At 71.6% G+C, this 17,370-nt stretch carries 20 protein-coding genes; 8 read left to right on the top strand and 12 right to left on the bottom strand.

Annotated features, from left to right (window positions below):
• Positions 1 to 150: acyl-CoA dehydrogenase family protein (locus tag ABEA24_RS05920; protein ID WP_345429626.1), on the bottom strand; the 150-nt coding region annotated here is incomplete at its 3' end.
• A gap of 114 nt (positions 151 to 264) precedes the next feature.
• Here ABEA24_RS05920 and ABEA24_RS05915 point away from each other — a divergent pair.
• Together ABEA24_RS05915 and ABEA24_RS05910 are read left to right on the top strand one after the other, a co-directional pair.
• The gene (locus ABEA24_RS05915; protein WP_345429588.1) at positions 265 to 1,584 is read left to right on the top strand and encodes a UDP-glucose dehydrogenase family protein; all 1,320 of its coding nucleotides are present in this window, start codon (positions 265 to 267) and stop codon (positions 1,582 to 1,584) included.
• Between the two features lie 232 nt (positions 1,585 to 1,816).
• On the top strand, positions 1,817 to 2,269 hold the full coding sequence (locus tag ABEA24_RS05910; RefSeq protein WP_345429587.1) for a CoA-binding protein: 453 nt from the start codon (positions 1,817 to 1,819) through the stop codon (positions 2,267 to 2,269).
• Here ABEA24_RS05910 and ABEA24_RS05905 read toward each other — a convergent pair whose 3' ends face one another.
• Complete coding sequence (locus ABEA24_RS05905; RefSeq protein ID WP_345429586.1) at positions 2,270 to 2,707, bottom strand: nuclear transport factor 2 family protein; 438 nt, start codon at positions 2,705 to 2,707, stop codon at positions 2,270 to 2,272. It abuts the gene before it with no gap.
• Between the two features lie 133 nt (positions 2,708 to 2,840).
• On the opposite strand from ABEA24_RS05905, the gene ABEA24_RS05900 reads away from it, so the two are divergent.
• A complete protein-coding gene (locus ABEA24_RS05900) occupies positions 2,841 to 3,662 on the top strand; it encodes a TetR/AcrR family transcriptional regulator (protein ID WP_345429585.1) in 822 nt (273 codons plus the stop codon).
• Here the strand turns inward: ABEA24_RS05900 and ABEA24_RS05895 are convergent.
• From ABEA24_RS05895 to ABEA24_RS05875, 5 genes are all read right to left on the bottom strand, one after another.
• Positions 3,647 to 4,087 carry a hypothetical protein gene (locus ABEA24_RS05895; RefSeq protein WP_345429583.1) on the bottom strand — a complete coding sequence of 147 codons (441 nt, stop codon included), beginning with the start codon at positions 4,085 to 4,087 and terminating at the stop codon, positions 3,647 to 3,649. The two genes, ABEA24_RS05900 and ABEA24_RS05895, sit on opposite strands and share 16 nt — an antisense overlap.
• Positions 4,088 to 4,165: 78 nt before the next feature.
• Positions 4,166 to 5,680, bottom strand: a complete 1,515-nt coding sequence (locus ABEA24_RS05890; protein WP_345429582.1) for a glycosyltransferase family 39 protein — start codon at positions 5,678 to 5,680, stop codon at positions 4,166 to 4,168.
• A gap of 62 nt (positions 5,681 to 5,742) precedes the next feature.
• Entirely contained in the window at positions 5,743 to 6,432 is a 690-nt protein-coding gene (locus ABEA24_RS05885) for a hypothetical protein (protein WP_345429581.1), read from the bottom strand.
• A gap of 38 nt (positions 6,433 to 6,470) precedes the next feature.
• Positions 6,471 to 6,953: a 5-(carboxyamino)imidazole ribonucleotide mutase gene (purE, locus tag ABEA24_RS05880; protein WP_345429580.1), complete on the bottom strand. Its 483-nt coding sequence runs from the start codon at positions 6,951 to 6,953 to the stop codon at positions 6,471 to 6,473.
• Complete coding sequence (locus tag ABEA24_RS05875; protein WP_345429579.1) at positions 6,950 to 8,107, bottom strand: 5-(carboxyamino)imidazole ribonucleotide synthase; 1,158 nt, start codon at positions 8,105 to 8,107, stop codon at positions 6,950 to 6,952. Before ABEA24_RS05875 ends, purE begins: the two co-directional genes overlap by 4 nt.
• Before the next feature lie 316 nt (positions 8,108 to 8,423).
• Between ABEA24_RS05875 and ABEA24_RS05870 the strand changes: the two genes are divergently transcribed.
• Complete coding sequence (locus ABEA24_RS05870; RefSeq protein WP_345429578.1) at positions 8,424 to 8,942, top strand: GtrA family protein; 519 nt, start codon at positions 8,424 to 8,426, stop codon at positions 8,940 to 8,942.
• On the opposite strand, the gene ABEA24_RS05865 is transcribed toward ABEA24_RS05870, so the two are convergent.
• From ABEA24_RS05865 to ABEA24_RS05855, 3 genes are all read right to left on the bottom strand, one after another.
• Positions 8,939 to 10,219 (bottom strand): sensor histidine kinase, encoded by a 1,281-nt coding sequence (locus ABEA24_RS05865; protein ID WP_345429577.1) that lies wholly within the window; start codon positions 10,217 to 10,219, stop codon positions 8,939 to 8,941. The genes ABEA24_RS05870 and ABEA24_RS05865 overlap by 4 nt on opposite strands.
• Positions 10,220 to 10,279: 60 nt before the next feature.
• A complete protein-coding gene (locus ABEA24_RS05860) occupies positions 10,280 to 10,951 on the bottom strand; it encodes a response regulator transcription factor (RefSeq protein WP_141956913.1) in 672 nt (223 codons plus the stop codon).
• Between the two features lie 182 nt (positions 10,952 to 11,133).
• Entirely contained in the window at positions 11,134 to 11,640 is a 507-nt protein-coding gene (locus ABEA24_RS05855) for a MarR family winged helix-turn-helix transcriptional regulator (protein WP_345429576.1), read from the bottom strand.
• Between the two features lie 68 nt (positions 11,641 to 11,708).
• On the opposite strand from ABEA24_RS05855, the gene ABEA24_RS05850 reads away from it, so the two are divergent.
• Entirely contained in the window at positions 11,709 to 12,938 is a 1,230-nt protein-coding gene (locus tag ABEA24_RS05850) for an MFS transporter (protein ID WP_345429575.1), read from the top strand.
• A 152-nt stretch (positions 12,939 to 13,090) separates the two neighbouring features.
• Here ABEA24_RS05850 and ABEA24_RS05845 read toward each other — a convergent pair whose 3' ends face one another.
• Positions 13,091 to 13,924: an MBL fold metallo-hydrolase gene (locus tag ABEA24_RS05845; protein ID WP_345429574.1), complete on the bottom strand. Its 834-nt coding sequence runs from the start codon at positions 13,922 to 13,924 to the stop codon at positions 13,091 to 13,093.
• 66 nt (positions 13,925 to 13,990) lie between these two features.
• Between ABEA24_RS05845 and ABEA24_RS05840 the strand changes: the two genes are divergently transcribed.
• Positions 13,991 to 14,587 carry a TetR/AcrR family transcriptional regulator gene (locus ABEA24_RS05840; RefSeq protein WP_345429573.1) on the top strand — a complete coding sequence of 199 codons (597 nt, stop codon included), beginning with the start codon at positions 13,991 to 13,993 and terminating at the stop codon, positions 14,585 to 14,587.
• A 16-nt stretch (positions 14,588 to 14,603) separates the two neighbouring features.
• Here the strand turns inward: ABEA24_RS05840 and ABEA24_RS05835 are convergent, their stop codons facing one another.
• Entirely contained in the window at positions 14,604 to 15,527 is a 924-nt protein-coding gene (locus ABEA24_RS05835; RefSeq protein WP_345429625.1) for an NADP-dependent oxidoreductase, read from the bottom strand.
• Positions 15,528 to 15,640: 113 nt separating this feature from the next.
• Between ABEA24_RS05835 and ABEA24_RS05830 the strand changes: the two genes are divergently transcribed.
• Both ABEA24_RS05830 and ABEA24_RS05825 read left to right on the top strand, forming a co-directional pair.
• The gene (locus tag ABEA24_RS05830; protein ID WP_345429572.1) at positions 15,641 to 16,657 is read left to right on the top strand and encodes a GlxA family transcriptional regulator; all 1,017 of its coding nucleotides are present in this window, start codon (positions 15,641 to 15,643) and stop codon (positions 16,655 to 16,657) included.
• Between the two features lie 116 nt (positions 16,658 to 16,773).
• On the top strand, positions 16,774 to 17,367 hold the full coding sequence (locus ABEA24_RS05825; protein ID WP_345429571.1) for a hypothetical protein: 594 nt from the start codon (positions 16,774 to 16,776) through the stop codon (positions 17,365 to 17,367).
• Positions 17,368 to 17,370: the final 3 nt, after the last annotated feature.

Raw genomic sequence — 17,370 nt, 5'->3', positions numbered from 1 at the left:
GAGCGCGTCGTAGACCGCCTGGGGGAACTCCCCGGACTCGTCGGTCTCCGCCGCCCGCGGAGCGATCTTGTCATCGGCCAGCGAGCGCACCGTCTCGCGGAGCATCTGGTGCTCTTCAGAGAGTTCGTACAGAGGAAAGTCTCTGGTCATACGCCGATCGTACGCGGTAAACCTACTCGCCAGTAGGGCCGGTAGCATGCCGAGCGGCCCGTGGGGAGGAAGACGGGGTTCGGGCACAACACTCTTTGGAAAGGAGGCGGGACCTTGGCACAACGCTTGACCGTCATCGGTACCGGCTACCTGGGCGCCACCCACGCGGCTTGCATGGCCGACCTTGGGTTCGAGGTGCTGGGCGTGGACGTGGACGCCGAGAAGATCGCCCGGCTGGCACGGGGCGACCTCCCGTTCTTCGAGCCGGGACTCGAGCCGATCCTGCGCCGCAACCTGGAGAACGGCCGGCTGCGGTTCACCACGTCCTACGAAGAGGCCGCCGAGTTCGGCGACGTCCACTTCATCTGCGTGGGAACACCGCAGAAACCCGGCGAGTACGCCGCCGACATGAGCTACGTCGACGACGCGGTGAACTCCCTGTCGCCGCTGCTCACCCGGGCCTGCGTCGTGGTCGGCAAGTCGACCGTCCCGGTGGGCACCGCTGAGCGGCTGAGCAGGCAGATCGCGGAGCTGAGCCCTGCCGGAGACGTCGTCGATCTCGCCTGGAACCCGGAGTTCCTCCGTGAGGGCTTCGCCGTCGAGGACACGCTGCACCCGGACCGCATCGTCATCGGCGTCCGCTCCGACCGCGCCGAGAAGGTCCTGCGCGAGGTCTACGCCACGATGATCGCCGACGACGTCCCCTTCATCGTCGCCGACTTCCCCACCTCCGAGCTCGTCAAGGTGTCGGCCAACGCCTTCCTCGCGACGAAGATCTCGTTCATCAACGCGATGGCCGAGGTCTGCGAGGCCGCGCACGCCGATGTGACCAAGCTCTCCGAGGCCCTGTCCTACGACGACCGGATCGGCGGCAAGTTCCTCGGGCCGGGCCTGGGGTTCGGCGGAGGCTGCCTGCCCAAGGACATCCGGGCGTTCATGGCCCGCGCCGGTGAACTCGGCGTCGACCAGGCGCTGTCGTTCCTGCGCGAGGTGGACGCCATCAACATCCGGCGCCGCATCCGCATGGTCGACCTGGCACGTGAGCTGCTGGGCGGCTCGTTCATCGGCCGTACGGTCGGCGTGCTCGGCGCGGCGTTCAAGCCGAACTCCGACGACATCCGCGACTCGCCCGCCCTCGACGTCGCGACCTCCATCCGCGCCCAGGGCGGCCAGGTCACGGTGTACGACCCGCAGGCGCTCGACAACGCCCGCCGGGCCCACCCGGACCTGCACTACGGCACGTCGGCGATGGACGCCGCCGCCGACGCGCACGTCGTGCTGCTGCTCACGGAGTGGAAGGAGTTCCGGGAGATCGACCCGGAGGTCCTCGGCTCCGCGGTGGCCGAGCGCAACATCGTCGACGGCCGCAACGCGCTCGACCCCGAGCTCTGGCGCGCGGCCGGCTGGCAGTACCGCGCGCTCGGACGCCCCTAACTCGCGGCCGGCCGGCAGTACCGCCCGACGGGACGGGCGCACCTCGGGTTCGCAGCCGGCCGGCGCTGGGGCCCTGGGTCGCGGTCGTCCGGCGTTACCGCTCGCTGGGACGGGCGGCCCGCACCCCCGGTTCGCGGTCGGCCGGCGTTAGCGAGCGCTAGGAACCCCTGGGTTCGCGGCCGGGCGGCCCGTCGCCGGGAAGGCGGCGGGCCGCCCGGCGGTTTGCACGGTCATGAGCGACTCTTACGCCGATGAGGCCGTCACCCGCCGGGTGCTGCTCGACTCGCGCACGTGGGCCTTCGTCGGGCTGCGCGACAACCCGGGCCGGACCGCGTACGACATGGCCCAGCTCCTCCAGTCCCGGGGCAAGGCGATCGTCCCGGTCCATCCCGCCGCCGAGACCGTCCTCGGCGAATCGGGCGTCTCCTCGCTGGCCGAGATGACGCAGCGGGTGGACGTCGTCGGTGTCTACCGGCGGGCCGAGCACGCGGGCGAGGTCGCCGACGAGGCGATCAAGCTGTTCGCCTCGTACGGCCCGCGGCGGGACGGTGAGGTCCGGGCGGTGTGGTTCCCGCTGGATGTGATCGACGAGGCCGCCGCGCGGCGCGTGCGAGAGGCGGGCCTCGACGTCGTCATGGACCGCTGTCCGGCCATCGAATGGGCCCGCCTCCGCCTGCCCCGCTGATCACCTGCCGAGGACTTCGGCGATCTCGTCGCGGAACTCGGCGCCGGCGAGGCTGTCGCCGTAGTCGCGCGAGTGGACGATAAGGCCGCCCCTGACCCGGATCACCATGACGTACGAGAAGACGAGCGGCCGGCCGGAACGGGTCATCGTGCCGTGCAGGCTGTACTCGGCGATGACCACCTCGGGGTCCGAGGTCTCCCAGAGGACCAGCGGATCGGCCTTGGTGAAGCGGCGCGCCGGGGCGACGGCCTTGAACCGGGCGCGGTGACCCTCGCGCCCTTCGAAGCGCTCGGGGATTCCCGGCGGGGCGAAGGGAAGCTCGATGACGGCGTCCGGCGCGTACAGGTCGGCGACGTCGTCCCAGGCGTTGTCGGCGGAGGCGCGGATGAAACGCTCGACGACCTGACGAGGTGTGGCGGTGGCCGGTGATGCGGACACGGAAGACTCCCAGAGAGAAGGGGCCCTAGGCCGGGCTCACGGATAGAATCGGAGCAATCGCTCCGGTTGAGACGTTACGGAACACGCACTCCGGTTGTCAATCGGCCCCGACCGCGGAGGGAAGAGAGGTGGCATGTCCGGATCCGTCGACTCTGGGACGGGAGAACGGCGAGCGGACGCCCGGCGTAACCGCGCCCGTGTGCTCCAGGCCGCTCAGGAGGTGTTCGCCGCCGACGGGCTCGCCGTGCCCCTGAGCGAGATAGCCCGGCGCGCCGGGGTCGGGCCGGGAACGGTGTACCGCCACTTCGCGAGCAAGGAGGCCCTGTTCGAGGCGGTGGTGGCCGACCGGCTCGCCCGCCTCGTCGACGACACGCGTGCCCTGGCCGCCGACGACGATCCAGAGGCTGCGTTCTTCGCCGCATTCTCCCTGGTCGTGGAGCGGGCCTCGCTCAACAGGGCGCTGTGCGAGGCGCTCATGGTCCGGACGGGGCGGAGCGTGGAGGTCGCGCCCGAGCTCAGGGAGCGCTACCGAACCGCGCTCGCGGCGCTGCTCGAACGAGCCCAGCGGGCCGGTGCCGTACGCGCCGATGTGACCGTGGACGACGTCCAGCGTCTGGCACGCGGTTGCATCGGCATGGAGCAGGAAGGCCCGTCCGGGCGCGCCACCGCGATCGTCTGTGACGGACTCCGGTCCGCCCGCCTGGAGCATCCGGCCGACCTGCCGCCCGTAACGAAACAGGCGCGCGAGGCGCGTAACGAAAGTCCGCCGGAGGCGGCGCGTGCGCGGCCCGCCACGAAGACGGCGCACTGTGCGGAGTGCGGGGCACCCATCGAGACGGCGCGCACCGGAAGACCGCCCCGGTTCTGCGGAGGGGCCTGCCGGCAGAAGGCACACCGCCGCCGCCGGGGCGACCGGAACACCGGCCGCCCCGACGGCGCTCACCACGCCAGGTAGACCAGATCGGTGGTGGTGTGCCCCTTCCGTAGGCGTCGGACCTGCCCGTCGTCGATCCGGAGGAGGGCCTTGCCGACGGTGAGCAGCAGATGGTCGCCGGTGGCGTCGAAAGCGACCGTCTCACTGCCGCGTCCGGAGATGCGGGCCGTCGGCCCGACCCGTCGGCCGGTGGACAGGAAGAATCGTTCCACCGTGTACGGGCCGTCGTCCGATCCGCTGCGCGTGACGACCGCCGTGACGGTGTCTCCGCCGGCCCGGACGGCGAACCGGGCGATGTAGCGGTCCTGACGGTCGCCGACCATGACCACTGCCAGCCGTACCAGGTCCCGGGCGTGCGCCTCGTACAGGACGCGGACCGCGTCCTCGGCGGTCTGCCCGGACAGTTCCGGGGCATCGGCCGGCCATGACCGGATGGGGATGCTCACAGGGAAGAGACGCCGACGCGCCCGCCGGGTTGCATGGGCCGGCGCACGATTCGGAGTGATCTGGATCATGCGGGGCGGTCATCGGGCGAACAGGGTGAGCGTGAGGCCGCGCACCTGCCAGCGGCCCGTCTGCCGGAAGTCCCGCTCCAGGGTCTCGACCTTGGCGCGGTTCTGGGCGTCCAGGCTCGGGCCGCGCCAGAGTGTCTGGCCTTCCATGAGCCATACGCGGGTCGTCGCCCGGTCGCGCAGGCGGCTCACGACCTGCGCGGCGTCGACCTCGGTGCCGCCCAGGTCGGCCGCCTGCGCGGGTGAACGCAGCATCGCGATGTCCCGCAGGCGATGGAACGTCTCCGGATACGCCTCGCCGACCGCACGACGGTTGATCGGCAGATAGACGATGGCATCACCGTCGTGCCGATACCGATCGACGATCGCCGCCGCCTCGCGCAGATGATCGGGCCAGTTCTCCGGCCGGCGCTGGGCGATCTGACGGGGAGCGGCCAGCACTCCGATCGTGACCAGCGCGATGATCCATGCCCGGTACGGAAGGCGGACCAGGCCGGCGGCGGCAGACAGTGCCAACGCGGGGAGGCTGCCGATGACGTACCGACCCAGATAGCACGGAGACACCTGGGAGATCAGCATCAGAGTGGCCGTCGGCACGACGAGCCACGGCAACGCCAGCGCCCGTACGCCGACCGGACCGCGCCGCCGTGCCAGGGCGGTCCCTCCGACGACGGCCGCGATCAGCAGCCACGCCGTCGCGCTGCCGCCGGCGAACGCCTTCATCTGGGTCCAGGCGTCCGTCCAGCCCGGACGCCTCAGCCAGTTCAGGACGTCGCGCTGAGAGGCGGCCACGGCGACCAGTGGGCTGAGGACGAGGGCCGCGCACGTCACCGCGCCGAAGCAGCGGCGCAGGGGAACGCCGACTCCGTTCCGGCGCGCGACGAGCAGCGACACCAGATGCGCCGCGCCGACGAGCAGCGCGAACAAGTGGACGAGCCCCAGAGCCACCAGTCCCGCGCCGTAGGCGGCGGCACTGCGCCGGGTGCCCGACTCGACCAGGCGCAGGAACAGGATGGTCGACACGACCGTGAGCGCGGTGACCAGCGCATAGGACCGGGCCTCATGCGCGTAGTGGTTCGCGAACGGCGAGGCCGTGTACAGCAGGCCGGCCAGCAGCCCGCCGGAAGGCGACAGCAGCCGCCACCCGAGGATCGCCGTTCCCGCCGCGGCGACGGCGAACGCCGCGATCGAAGGAAGCCGCAGCGACAGCTCGCTCGCCCCGAACACGGACATCCAGCAGTGGATGAACAGGTAGTACACGGCGTGCACGGCATCGAGGTGGGCGACGAACCGGAGGATGTCGACGACCGGGCGGTGGGCGACGCCGGCGGTCACGGCCTCGTCGCGCCACCACGACAGTCGCCCCGCTCCCCACAACCCCATGGCCAGGGCGGCCAGGCCGGGAACGCCCGGAACGACGGCGGCCCGCCACCGCGGCCCGGCCGATGGCATCCGCCGCTCGCCCGATCGCACACCGTCGGCCGGGTCGGGTCGGGCCGCCGTCGCCAACTCTTGTTCGATCTTCACGAACAAGAGATGACGAAGCGCCGAAAAGGTTGCACGACGGCGCGAAGAACGTCAGAGCCGGCTCAGACTCCGGCACGCGGATAGCCGATGGTCTCGAGGGTCCCGGCGAGGGCGGCGAGGTCGGTGTCGGGGTTGATACGCCGGACGAGGTCGGCGGTCAGGGGGCGGTGCTCGAAGACGTGCCGGACGTCGGCCGGGTCGAGTACGACCTCGAAGTAGTCCTCGGCGTAGGCGCGATAGGCCTCGGGAGTGCCCTCGGCCAGGAGACCGAACATCCAATCCGCCCCGTCCGGGTCGCCGGTCCGGTCCGCCTCGGGGAAGTCGATGTCGCCGGCGCTCCAGGCCGGGTCGTCGTGTCGTCGCCACAGGCAGACGGTGGCCGCCAGGAACAGATCACCTGAAAGGTCGTAGTGGCAGAAGGCCGGCTCGGTGACCTGGGCGGTGAACTCCGCGGGGACCGACTCGACGAGGCCGGGCCAGAGGGCGAAGTCGTCGTCGCCGTAGGGACTCATCGGGGACTCGTGATCGAATCCGCGGATGAAGGCCCCGGCGGACGTGAAGACGATCGAGTACTCGTCTCCGCTGCCGTTGTTCATGGAGGCGAGCTCCTCGCCCTCGGTCCATCGGCTGGCGAAGCCGTAAGAGGGAAAGCCTTCGGGGCTGAGGATCTTGTCCAGGACGGCGAAGGACTGGCTGAGCGCCCGGACGGTCGCGATGTCGGGAAGGCGCCGGGCGAGATCGACAGCGGTCATGGGCGCATTCAACCGCCCATGACCGACAACGACGCCGGCTAGCCGCGGCGCAGGCGCTCGCCCTTCTTCTTGGCCTGGGCGTACAGGTCGCGCTGGAACTCCTCCATGCGCTCGCGCAGCTCCGGGTCGCTCGCCGCGAGGATCCGGACGGCCAGCAGGCCGGCGTTGCGGGCGTTGCCGATCGCCACGGTCGCGACGGGGACCCCGGCGGGCATCTGCGCGATCGACAGCAGCGAGTCCATGCCGTCGAGGTACTTCAGCGGCACCGGCACGCCGATCACCGGCAGTGGCGTGACCGCGGCGAGCATTCCCGGCAGGTGGGCGGCCCCGCCCGCGCCCGCGATGATCACGCGGAGACCCCGCGACGCCGCGTCCGAGCCGTACGCGATCATGTCGTTCGGCATGCGGTGGGCGGAGACCACGTCCGCCTCGTACGCGACGTCGAACTCTTCCAGCGCCTCGGCGGCGGCCTTCATCACCGGCCAGTCCGAGTCGCTGCCCATGACGACGCCGACGGTCATATCGTCCCTCTCAGGTAGTCAGCGGCGTGGCGGGCCCGCTCGCGGGTCTCCTCCAGATCGTCGCCGAGCGCGGTGACGTGGCCGATCTTGCGGCCGGGCCGGACCTCCTTGCCGTAGAAGTGCACCTTCACGGCGGGGTCGTGGGCCATGACGTGGATGTAACGCTTGTACACGTCCGGGTCCTCGCCACCCAGGACGTTGGCCATGACGGTGTACGGCGCGGTCGGCGTGGTGTCGCCGAGCGGCAGGTCGAGCACGGCGCGCAGGTGCTGCTCGAACTGCGACGTGTGTGAACCCTCGATGGTCCAGTGGCCGGAGTTGTGCGGGCGCATGGCGAGCTCGTTGACCAGGACGCCGCGTTCGGTCTCGAAGAGCTCGACGGCCAGGAGGCCCGTGACGCCGAGGGCGTCGGCGATGCCGAGCGCGAGCCGTTGGGCCTCTTCCGCCAGCTCGGGGTCCAGGCCGGGCGCGGGCGCGATCACCTCGTGGCAGATGCCGTCGCGCTGCACCGTCTCCACCACCGGGTACGCCGCGCCCTGCCCGTACGGGGAGCGGGCGACGAGGGCGGCCAGCTCCCGGCGGAACGGCACGTGCCGCTCGGCCAGCAGGCCGACGCCCTCGGCGGCGGCGCGCTCGACGACGGCACGGGCCTCGTCGAGCGACGCGCAGACCCAGACGCCCTTGCCGTCGTAGCCGCCGCGGGTCGCCTTGAGCACGACCGGCCAGCCGGTGTCCCGGCCGAACGCCTCGAGCGTCGCCAGGGGCGCGTCGTCGAGGACGACGAACTCCGGGCACGGCACGCCGAGCTCGGTGAGCCGCTCGCGCATCACGCGCTTGTCCTGCGCGTACAGCAGGGCCTCGGAGCCGGGGCGGCAGGCGACGCCGGCCTCCTCCAGTGCGCGGATGTGCTCGCCGGGCACGTGCTCGTGGTCCCACGTGACGACGTCGGCGCCCTTGGCGAAGGCGCTCAGGTCGTCGAGGGAGCGGTGGTCGCCGATGCGCACGTCGGCGATGACCTTGGCCGCGGAGGCGTGGGCGCTGTCGCTGAGCACCCGCAGCGGCGTGCCGAGCGCGATCGCCGCCTGCTGGGTCATCCGTGCGAGCTGCCCGCCGCCGACCATGCCGACGACCGGGATGTCTTGCCTGTCCGTCACGCCCGAAGCCTATCCGCCGTGCTCAGAGACCGGGTTCACGGGCGACGAGCATACGCGGGCGGGCCGGGAGGTCGGTCGGGGTGGGTTGGTCGGGATCGGCACGGAGGTCGGTCGGGGTGGGTTGGTCGGGATCGGCACGGAGGTCGGTCGGTGTGGGTTGGCCGGGATCGGTACGGCGTGTCGCCGTACTTCGCCGGATCCCGGCTGAACGACACGCCGGGAGACGGCGTCTAACCTGGTAAGCCAGGGGTATCAAGATCCGGGTGTGCCGGGGCGCGCGATCAGCCGCCGAACCCGAAGGAAAGGGCCCACTGTCGTGCGTTTCGTCATTGGCCTCTACGAGAGATTCGCTCATCTGATCCACGAACTCGCGGCGTTCGGGACGATCGGCGTGCTCAACTTCATCATCACCATCGGCATCTCGGACACCCTGCATCTCGGCCTGCACGTGGGCCCGCTGACGTCGTTCGGCGTCGGCACCGTCGCGGCGACCACCTTCTCCTACTTCGCCAACCGGTTCTGGACGTTCCGTCACCGCGACAACACCGGCCTGGGCCGCGAGTACGTCCTGTTCTTCGTCTTCAACGGCGTCGGCCTGGTGATCACCTGGGTGTTCATCGGCTTCACCCATTACATCCTCGACATCCGCAACGGCGTGGCGTTCAACGTGTCGCAGATCATCGGCACCGGCGTGGCGACCCTGTTCCGCTACTGGGCGTACAAGAAGTGGGTCTTCCTGCCGCCGACGGCGCCTCCGGTCGACCCGCACACCGGCCTGCCCGAGGCCCAGGTGCCCTCGCCGGCCGACCGATCCGAGGCGCCCGTCAACAGCTAGGCGGGCCCGCTGACCACGCGCTCCCGGGCCAGCAGGACCTCGTCGGCCTTCCGCAAGAAGATCGCGAACGTCGCCGGGCGCGCGCGTATGAGCTCCAGCCGCCCGCCGTCCGCCGTGGCCAGCGAGCGCGCGAGGTAGAGCCCGAGCCCGGTGCCCTGCCACCGTCCGCTGACGTTGCGGTCGAACACCCGGCGCTCCAGCTCCGGCGGAACCCCCTCACCCTCGTCTCCGACCTCCACGACGATCGACGATGCGGTCTCCTTGGTGTGGATCGTGACCGTCCCGCCGCCGTGCATGAGCGAGTTGTCCAGCAGCGTCGCGACGATCTGCGAGAGACCGCCGGGACTCGCCACGGCGCTGAGATCCCGGACGCCGGACACCTCCACGCGCCGTCCCTCACGCCGGAAGACCGGCTCCCACTCCTCCACCTGCTGGTCGACGATGTCGTCGACGTCGACCGGGACCGCGTCACCGGTGGGGTCGTGCTTCGCCCGGGCGAGAAGCTGCTCGACCACCGCGGCGAGGCGCTCGATCTGCGCGCCGGCGGCCGCGCCCTCCTCCCGCACGATGTCCGGATACTCCGCGGCCTCGACCATCTCCTCCAGCCGCATGGACAGCGCCGTCAGCGGCGTACGCAGCTGGTGGCTGGCGTCGGAGGCGAACTCACGGCTCGCGGCCAGCAGGTCGGCGATCCGCACGGCGCTGCGGTCCAGCACCTCCGCGACCCGGTCGACCTCCGGCACGCCGTACCGGCGGCGACGTGGCCGCGCGTTGCCGGAACCGAGGCGCTCGGCGGTCTCGGCCAGGTCGATCAGCGGCAGAGTGAGCTTCCGCGCCTGGACCATCGCCAGCCCGACCGCGACGCCGACGCCGAGCACGACGAGGCTGCCGATCAGCATGAACGTGCGCAGGGCCTCGGCCTCGATGTCGGCGGCGTCCCGGGACACCTGCACCCTGACGCCGCGGTCGTTGGCGGTCTTCCGGATGACGTGCGCGCCCTTGGGCGGTGCGACCCCGGCCGTGATCACCTCGTCGTTGGCCAGGGTGACGACGATGTACCGGCTGGGGAACTCCCTGGCGATCTGATCGCCGACGATGGACTGCTTGCCTTCCTGTTTGAGGTTGACGCCGGCCACCACGGTCGCCGCCTCCCGCTCGACCTGCTGTTCGGCCTCGTCGTAGAGGAGCCGATGGGTCGCATAGCCCAGAGGGATGCCGAGCAGGAGCACGGCGACGACCGCGACGGCCAGCGTGGACAGCAGGAGCCGTCGCCTCATGGGGGTGCCTCTCTTTCGCCCGAGACGTGACCAGGGGGTGGTCACGCCGGGTTCACAAGATCAGTCACCGCGCTCGAAGCGGAAGCCCACTCCACGCACGGTCGTGATGTAACGCGGACTGCCCGCGTCATCTCCAAGCTTGCGCCGAAGCCACGAGATGTGCATGTCGAGGGTCTTGGTCGACCCCCACCAGTTGGTGTCCCACACCTCCCGCATGATCTGCTCTCGGGTGACGACCTTGCCCGCGTCACGGACGAGCACGCGTAGCAGGTCGAACTCCTTGGTTGTGAGCTGCAGCTCCTGGTCTCCCATCCAGGCGCGACGGGATTCGGCGTCGATCCGGACACCCTGCACGATCGGTGTCTCGGTGCTGCCCCGGCGCAGCAGCGCGCGTACGCGGGCCAGCAGCTCGGCGAGCCGGAAGGGCTTGGTGACGTAGTCGTCGGCGCCGGCGTCGAGGCCGACGACCGTGTCCACCTCGTCGGCGCGGGCGGTGAGGATGAGGATCGGCACGCCGTGGCCCTCGGCGCGAACGCGCCGAGCCACTTCGAGCCCGTCGAGCTCGGGAAGGCCGAGATCCAGGACGATGAGGTCCACCCCGCCCCCGAGCGCCCGCTCGAGAGCCTGCGGACCGTCGGGACTGACTTCGACGTTGTATCCCTCCCGCCGCAGCGCTCTGGCGAGAGGCTCGGATATGGACGTGTCGTCCTCGGCGAGCAGAACTGAGGTCATGAACCGATCGTAGAGCTATTCAAGAACGTTTCCTCGGTAGTAGCGGGGCCTTGACCTGCGATCTTCCAGTCGTAGGCCTGCGTCAGACATACCGATAACCGCGCTAATGCAAAGTAAATACCCTCGCCTCGCCCTCAGGCGTCCACGTCCGTACCGCAGGCACCTCGGCTCGGCCCGCCGGATCACGTCCGGGCGTCGACGTGGCGCATGAGGGGACGGAGCAGTTCGGCCAGCCGGTCCTGCTCGTCGGGGTGGAGGGTGGCGAGCAGTTCCTTCTCGCCGCGGTCGAGGCCGGCCATCGCGCTCTGCCACGCGGCGTGGCCCGCGTCCGTCAGCTCGACGAGGAGCCGCCGCCGGTCGGCCGGGTCGTGGGTGCGGACGACGAAGCCGCGTCCCTCAAGGCGGTCCAGCCGGCTCGTCATGGTGGTGGGAGGCACGCCGACGGCGTCGGCCAGCGCCGTCGGGGCGGCGCGGTACGGCTCGCCGAGCCCGCGCTGGGTGTGCAGGGCGTGCAGGATCTCCCACTCGCCCATCTGCAGGCCGCGCTCCTTGAGCACCCGCTCCTTGTTCCGGCGCAGGTGGCGGACGATGAACTGCATCCGGGTCACGATGCCCTCGGCGCGCGGATCGAGGTCCGGCAACTCGGGGAGCCATCGCTCGACGTGCCGGTCGACCGAGTCCCTCTCCATGCCCCCAGTATCCCGCCGATCGGATAATACGCTTTCGGATAGTACGATTTCGCAGTAATCTCCTCGGCGTGTTCACTCCTCTCGCCGACCGCCGGTTCCGGCTGCTGTGGACCGGGCAGACCCTGTCCGGTCTCGGCGACGCCGTCACGCCGGTGGCGCTCGCCCTCGCCGTCATCCAGGCCACCGGATCGGCCACCGACCTCGGGGCGGTGCTCGCGGCGGCCGCCGTCCCCCGGCTGCTCCTCGTGCTGGTCGGCGGGGTCTGGGCCGACCGCCTCCCCCGCCACGTCGTGATGCTCGCCGCGGACGTCGTCAACCTGCTGGTCCAGCTCACGATCGGCCTCGAGCTGCTCGGCGGCGTCATCCGCCTCGGCCACCTGATCGCGCTGTCGGCGCTGTCCGGCGCGGCGTCGGCGTTCTTCATGCCCGCCGCCGACGGGCTGATCCCCGCGACCGTGGACGAGAGCCGCCTCCAGCAGGCCAACGCCCTCACCCAGTTCTCCCGCCAGGCGGGCCAGGTGCTCGGGCCGATGATCGCCACCACCCTGGTGATCACCGCCGGTGCGGGCTGGGCCTTCCTGCTCGACGCGGCGACGTTCGCGGTCAGCGTCGGAACGCTCGCGCTGCTCCGCGTGCGCCATGAGGGCACGCCCCGGGAGGGCTTCTGGACGGAACTGGCCGGCGGCTGGACCGAGATGCGACGCCACCGCTGGTACTGGACCAACCTCATCGTCCACGCCGTCTGGAACCTCGCGAGCGCCTGCTACCTGACGCTCGGTCCGCTCGTCGCCGTACGGTCGCTCGGCGGCCAGGTCGCCTGGGGCGTCATCACCCAGGGCGGCGCGCTCGGCGCCGTGGCCGGAGCCGTGATCGCGCTCCGCGTACGGCCGCGCCGCCCGTTCACCGCGTGCAACCTGCTGCTCGCCGTCTTCGGCCTTCCCCTGGCCCTCCTCGCCGCCCGGGCGCCCGCGCCGCTCGTCGCCGTCGCCGCCGGTCTGGCGTTCGGCGGCCTGACGTTCATGAACTCCCTCTGGCTGACCGCCGTTCAGCAGTACATCCCGGCGCGCGCCCTGTCGCGGGTGATGGCCTACGACTGGCTCACCTCGCTCGGTCTGACCCCGGTCGGCCTCGCTGTGGCCGGGCCGCTCGGCGCCGCGGTCGGCCCGTCCGCCGCCCTGGCCGGAACGGCCGTGCTGGTCGTGACCGCGTGCGTGCTCGTGCTCGCCGTCCCCGACGTACGCCGCCTCACGCTCGCGCTGCCGGCGCCGGTCGTCGAGGAGCCGTTGCCGACCACCTAGGCAGCCGACCGATGAGCGGCTCACCGCTGCCGGGGATCCCCGTTCCCGGGGATCGCCGCTCCCGGGAATCGCCGCTCCCGGGAATCGCCGCTCCCGGGAATCGCCGGCGCGCCGGAACCGGTGCCGGATCACCGTGATCCGGCACCGGTCGGTCACTGCCGAGCGGCGAGGCGCGCGAAGGCCCAGGGGTCGTGGGCCGAGAAGACCTCGACCTCGTCGCCGTGGTCGCGCAGGAGCTCACGGAGGCGGGCCTGGTTGGCGGCGCGCAGCGGCCGGTCGATCTCCGTGATCTCCTCCAGCGCCTCCCACAGGGGCATGGACCAGCGGTCGTCCGGCTCGACCTGCCCGTGGTGGTAGAAGGCGTCGCCGGCGTGCAGGAGCCATCGGTCCCCGTCCCGTACGGCCACGGCGCAGTGGCCCTCGGTGTGCCCGGCGAGCGGGATCAGCAGGATCTCCGGGGGCAGGCCGTCGAGTTCGAGGGCGTCGAACCCGAACCACGACTCGCCCTTCCGCGACTCATAGGTCCTCCAGTGCGGGCGGTGCGCCCAGTGCGCGGGCCGGTAGCGCAGGGTGTGCTCGGGATGCGCGCTGGTGGCGGCCATGGCGGCCCGGTACTCCGCGTCGTGCAGGTGAACGGTGGCGTGCGGGAAGTCCGGCAGCCCGCCGCTGTGGTCGAGGTCGAGGTGGGTCAGCACGATGTGGCGGACGTCGTCGGGCGAGTGGCCGAGGCGCCGGATCTGCCGTACGGCGGTCTCCTCCGGGTCGAGCAGCGCCTGGGTCCGGTCCAGGAAGGTCCGGCCGAGGGTCTCCTCCGGACGGTCGACGTCGGGCGTGCCGAATCCGCTCTCGACCAGGACGAGACCCGCGTCGTCGGTCTCGACGAGCAGGCAGTGGTTCAGCGCCCGCGCGGGCTCCAACCGGTGATCTGCCGCGTCGGCGGGATCGATCTCACGCATCGATCCGCAGTTGAGGTGATGAATTTTCATGTCGCCCCTTTAGCTACCGAACGATCGTATGCTTTTAGCGAACGGTCGGTAGGTTAAACTGGCGTCGTGAGCCCGCGCAAGTCCGCCGTCGAAACGGCCGCCACCCGGACCCGGATCATCGAGTGCGCCCTGACGCTGGCCTCGGCCGAGGGGCTCGAAGGCGTCACCATCGGCCGGCTCGCCACCGAACTCGGGATGAGCAAGGCCGGAGTGATCGGCCATTTCGGCACCAAGGAGGCGCTCCAGCTCGCGACGCTCGACGCCGCGGTCGAGAAGTTCGCCGACCGGGTCCCGGCACGCGCCGCGGGGGCCGATCCCGGCGTCGACCGGCTGACCCGCGCCTTCGATGAGTGGATCGCGTACATGGCGGACGAGGGGCACGGCGGCTGCTTCCTCACCTCGGTCGCCACCGAGTTCGACGGACGTCCCGGCCCCGTCCGGGACGCCGTGCTCGCCGCCCTGTCCCGTTGGTCCGACTACGCGGCGGCCGAGCTGCGGACGGCCGTCGACGCCGGTGACCTGCCCCCGGACACCGACGTCGATCAACTGGTCTTCGAGCTGGGCGGCGTGGGGCTCGCCGCGGGCCAGGCCATCCAGCTGCACCGGGACCCGGCCGCCCCCGAACGGGCCCGCCGCGCCATCGACCGCCTGCTCGGCCGATGAGCCCCGACCCGGATCGTCAGGGAGCCACCGTCAGCACGATCTTGCCGGTGGTGCGGCCGGTCTCGCCGTGTTCGTGGGCCTTGGCGGCGTCCTCCAGCGGGAACACCGAGTCGATCGCGACGCGCAGCCTCCCCGCCTCGACCAGGGCGGCGATCTCCTTCATCGCCGCGTAGTCCGGCTCGACGAGGGTCCAGCCGGCCTTGATGCCGCGCTTCTCGGCCGCGGCCAGCAGGTCGTCCTCGACCGGCGGCACGTACGACACCAGGGTGCCGCCGTCGCGAAGGGTCTCCAGGGACCGGAGACCGTAGTCGCCGCCGATCGTGTCGAGTACGACGTCGACCTCCCGCACCGCCTCGGCGAAGTCCACCTTCGTGTAGTCGACGACCTCGTCGGCGCCCAGACCGCGCACGAACTCGTGCTTGGCCTCCCGGGCGGTCCCGATCACGTACGCGCCCTTCAGCTTGGCGATCTGCACCGCGAGGTGACCGACCCCTCCGGCGGCGGCGTGGATCAGGACCCGCTGCCCCGCCTGGACGCCCGCCGTGTCGATCAGTCCCTGCCAGGCGGTCAGCGCGGCCAGCGGCAGCGCGGCGGCCTGGACGTGATCGATCCCCGCCGGCTTGCGGGCGAAGTGGCGCGGCGGCGCGGTGACGTACTCGGCGTACGCGCCCGCCGGATGCGGGAAGCGCGGCATCCCGAACACCTCGTCCCCCGGCTCGTACAGCGTCACGCCGGGGCCGACCGCCTCGACGACGCCCGACACGTCCCACCCGAGGCCCGGCACCGAACCGCCCCCCGCGCGGGTCTTCCAGTCGGCCGGGTTCACGCCGGCCGCGTGCACTCGGACCAGGACCTCGACCCGGTCCGGCTCCGGCCGCTCGACCTCGGCGATTCTCAGCACCTCCGGGCCGCCGGGCCCGTCCTGCACGATCGCCCGCATGGTGTTCATCGAGTCTTCCGTTTCTTCTCGTGGTCGTGCCGACGGACCAAGCCTCGGGCAGCCGCCCGCCGACCGGGAGTGGCCATATGGACATCGTGTGAAAGAATCTGGCCATGACCGTTCCGCCCGGATCTCTCCATCGCGTCGTCGTCCTCGCGTTGGACGGCACCGTTCCGTTCGAGCTCGGCATCCCCGGGCGGATCTTCGGCGCCGCGTACGGCCCGGACGACGAGCCGCTCTACGAGGTCGTCACCTGCACGGTGGACGGCCGGCCGGTGCGCACGCACGCCGACTTCTCGATCGTCGTCGACCACGACGCGACGGCGCTGGCCACCGCCGACACCGTCGTCATTCCGCCCTTCGGGGCATGCCAGCCCATCGACCGGCTTCCCGAGGAGATCGCGGCGGCCCTGGCCCTGATCCGGCCGGGCACCCGCATCATGTCGATCTGCACCGGTGTCTCCGTGCTGGCAGCGGCGGGGCTGCTCGACGGCCGTCCGGCGACCACCCACTGGAACGAGGCGGCCGAGTTCCAGCGACGCTTTCCCCGGATCCGGCTCGACCCGGATGTCCTGTTCGTCGACGACGGCGACGTGCTCACCTCTGCCGGGGCGGCGGCGGGCACCGACCTGTGCCTGCACGTCGTCCGCCGCGACCACGGCAGCGAGGTCGCCAACCGGGTGGCCCGCCGCGTCGTCGTCCCGCCGTGGCGAGACGGGGGCCAGGCGCAGTTCATCGAGCGCCCGGTGCCTGAGCCGTACGACGAGGGCACCGCGCCGGCCCGCGCCTGGGCGCTGGAGCACCTCGACCGGCCGATCACGCTGCCCGAGCTCGCCGCGCGGGCCGGGATGAGCGTGCGGACGCTGACGCGCCGGTTCCAGGAGGAGGTCGGCATGAGCCCCGGCCGATGGCTCTCCCGGCAGCGGGTGGAGCTGGCGCGGCACCTGCTGGAGACCACCGACCTGCCGGTCGACCAGGTCGCCCACCGGGCCGGCTTCGGCACCGCCGTCTCGCTGCGCCAGCACCTGCACGCGGCGATCGGCGTGTCACCGATGGCCTACCGCCGCACCTTCCACCCGCAGGGCGACGGCGAGACCGTCCCGGCGCACGCCGCAGGCGGAGCTTCCTAGGGCCGTCATTCCGGCAGAGGCCCACAGGACGTGCCATTCTTCCGATCATGTCCCATCACCCTCCGCGTCCCCGCCGTCACATGCACGGCCGCGGACCGGCCATCGTTCTGACGTCTGTGGCGGCCGCCGTCGCGTGCGGCATCGCGGCGGCCTGGTATATCGGGCTGTTCACGCCCGACGGCCGGTTCTCCCGGGTCGACGCCGGCCGTCTCCTGCCGCCGGCGGCTTCGCTGGCGGCGCTGGTGCCGAACGGCGCCCGGGAGCCCGGAGACTCACGGCCGAGGACGTTCCTGGGATTCGGTGACGGCGACACCTCCTCGGAGTGCAAGTGGAGCAGTGTCCCGGCCGGCCAGGACCGTCCCTTCCGTACGGTGCGGATCCGCGCCGAGACCAGGGTCGCCGAGCGCCGTACCTCGGGCGTCACACGAGCCGAACAGTCCCTGGCCGTGTGGGCCGACGCCGCCCGGAACGGCGGGAGACCGACGACGCCGGTCGCCGTGGGCGACGGCGGGTACGCCCGCGTCGACACGATGACGTGGGTGATCGTGTTCTCCCGCGTCGTCGTGTACGACGTGCACGTGAGGTTCCGGATCTCCAACGCCCTGGTCGACGTGTCGGCGCGCACCCACACCCGGCCGGACGATCAGACGACCGCCCTCGTACGCGGGCTGGCGGCGGACACCGCCAAGCGGCTCGCGCGCCTCGGCTGACCG

Origin of the sequence: Actinoallomurus vinaceus (assembly GCF_039542055.1) — a bacterium.
Taxonomy (GTDB): domain Bacteria; phylum Actinomycetota; class Actinomycetes; order Streptosporangiales; family Streptosporangiaceae; genus Actinoallomurus; species Actinoallomurus vinaceus.
The sequence above is the reverse complement of the archived record's forward strand: the minus strand, read 5'-3'. Positions and strand labels throughout refer to the sequence as shown.

Bases quoted from the DNA above. Each gene is read 5' to 3' on its own strand.
- ABEA24_RS05910 (WP_345429587.1), top strand. From the start codon at position 1,817: ATGAGCGACTCTTACGCCGATGAGGCCGTCACCCGCCGGGTGCTGCTC.
- ABEA24_RS05900 (WP_345429585.1), top strand. From the start codon at position 2,841: ATGTCCGGATCCGTCGACTCTGGGACGGGAGAACGGCGAGCGGACGCC.
- ABEA24_RS05885 (WP_345429581.1), bottom strand. From the start codon at position 6,432: ATGACCGCTGTCGATCTCGCCCGGCGCCTTCCCGACATCGCGACCGTC.
- purE (WP_345429580.1), bottom strand. From the start codon at position 6,953: ATGACCGTCGGCGTCGTCATGGGCAGCGACTCGGACTGGCCGGTGATG.
- ABEA24_RS05865 (WP_345429577.1), bottom strand. From the start codon at position 10,219: ATGAGGCGACGGCTCCTGCTGTCCACGCTGGCCGTCGCGGTCGTCGCC.
- ABEA24_RS05860 (WP_141956913.1), bottom strand. From the start codon at position 10,951: ATGACCTCAGTTCTGCTCGCCGAGGACGACACGTCCATATCCGAGCCT.
- ABEA24_RS05855 (WP_345429576.1), bottom strand. From the start codon at position 11,640: ATGGAGAGGGACTCGGTCGACCGGCACGTCGAGCGATGGCTCCCCGAG.
- ABEA24_RS05845 (WP_345429574.1), bottom strand. From the start codon at position 13,924: ATGAAAATTCATCACCTCAACTGCGGATCGATGCGTGAGATCGATCCC.
- ABEA24_RS05835 (WP_345429625.1), bottom strand. From the start codon at position 15,527: ATGCGGGCGATCGTGCAGGACGGGCCCGGCGGCCCGGAGGTGCTGAGA.
- ABEA24_RS05830 (WP_345429572.1), top strand. From the start codon at position 15,641: ATGACCGTTCCGCCCGGATCTCTCCATCGCGTCGTCGTCCTCGCGTTG.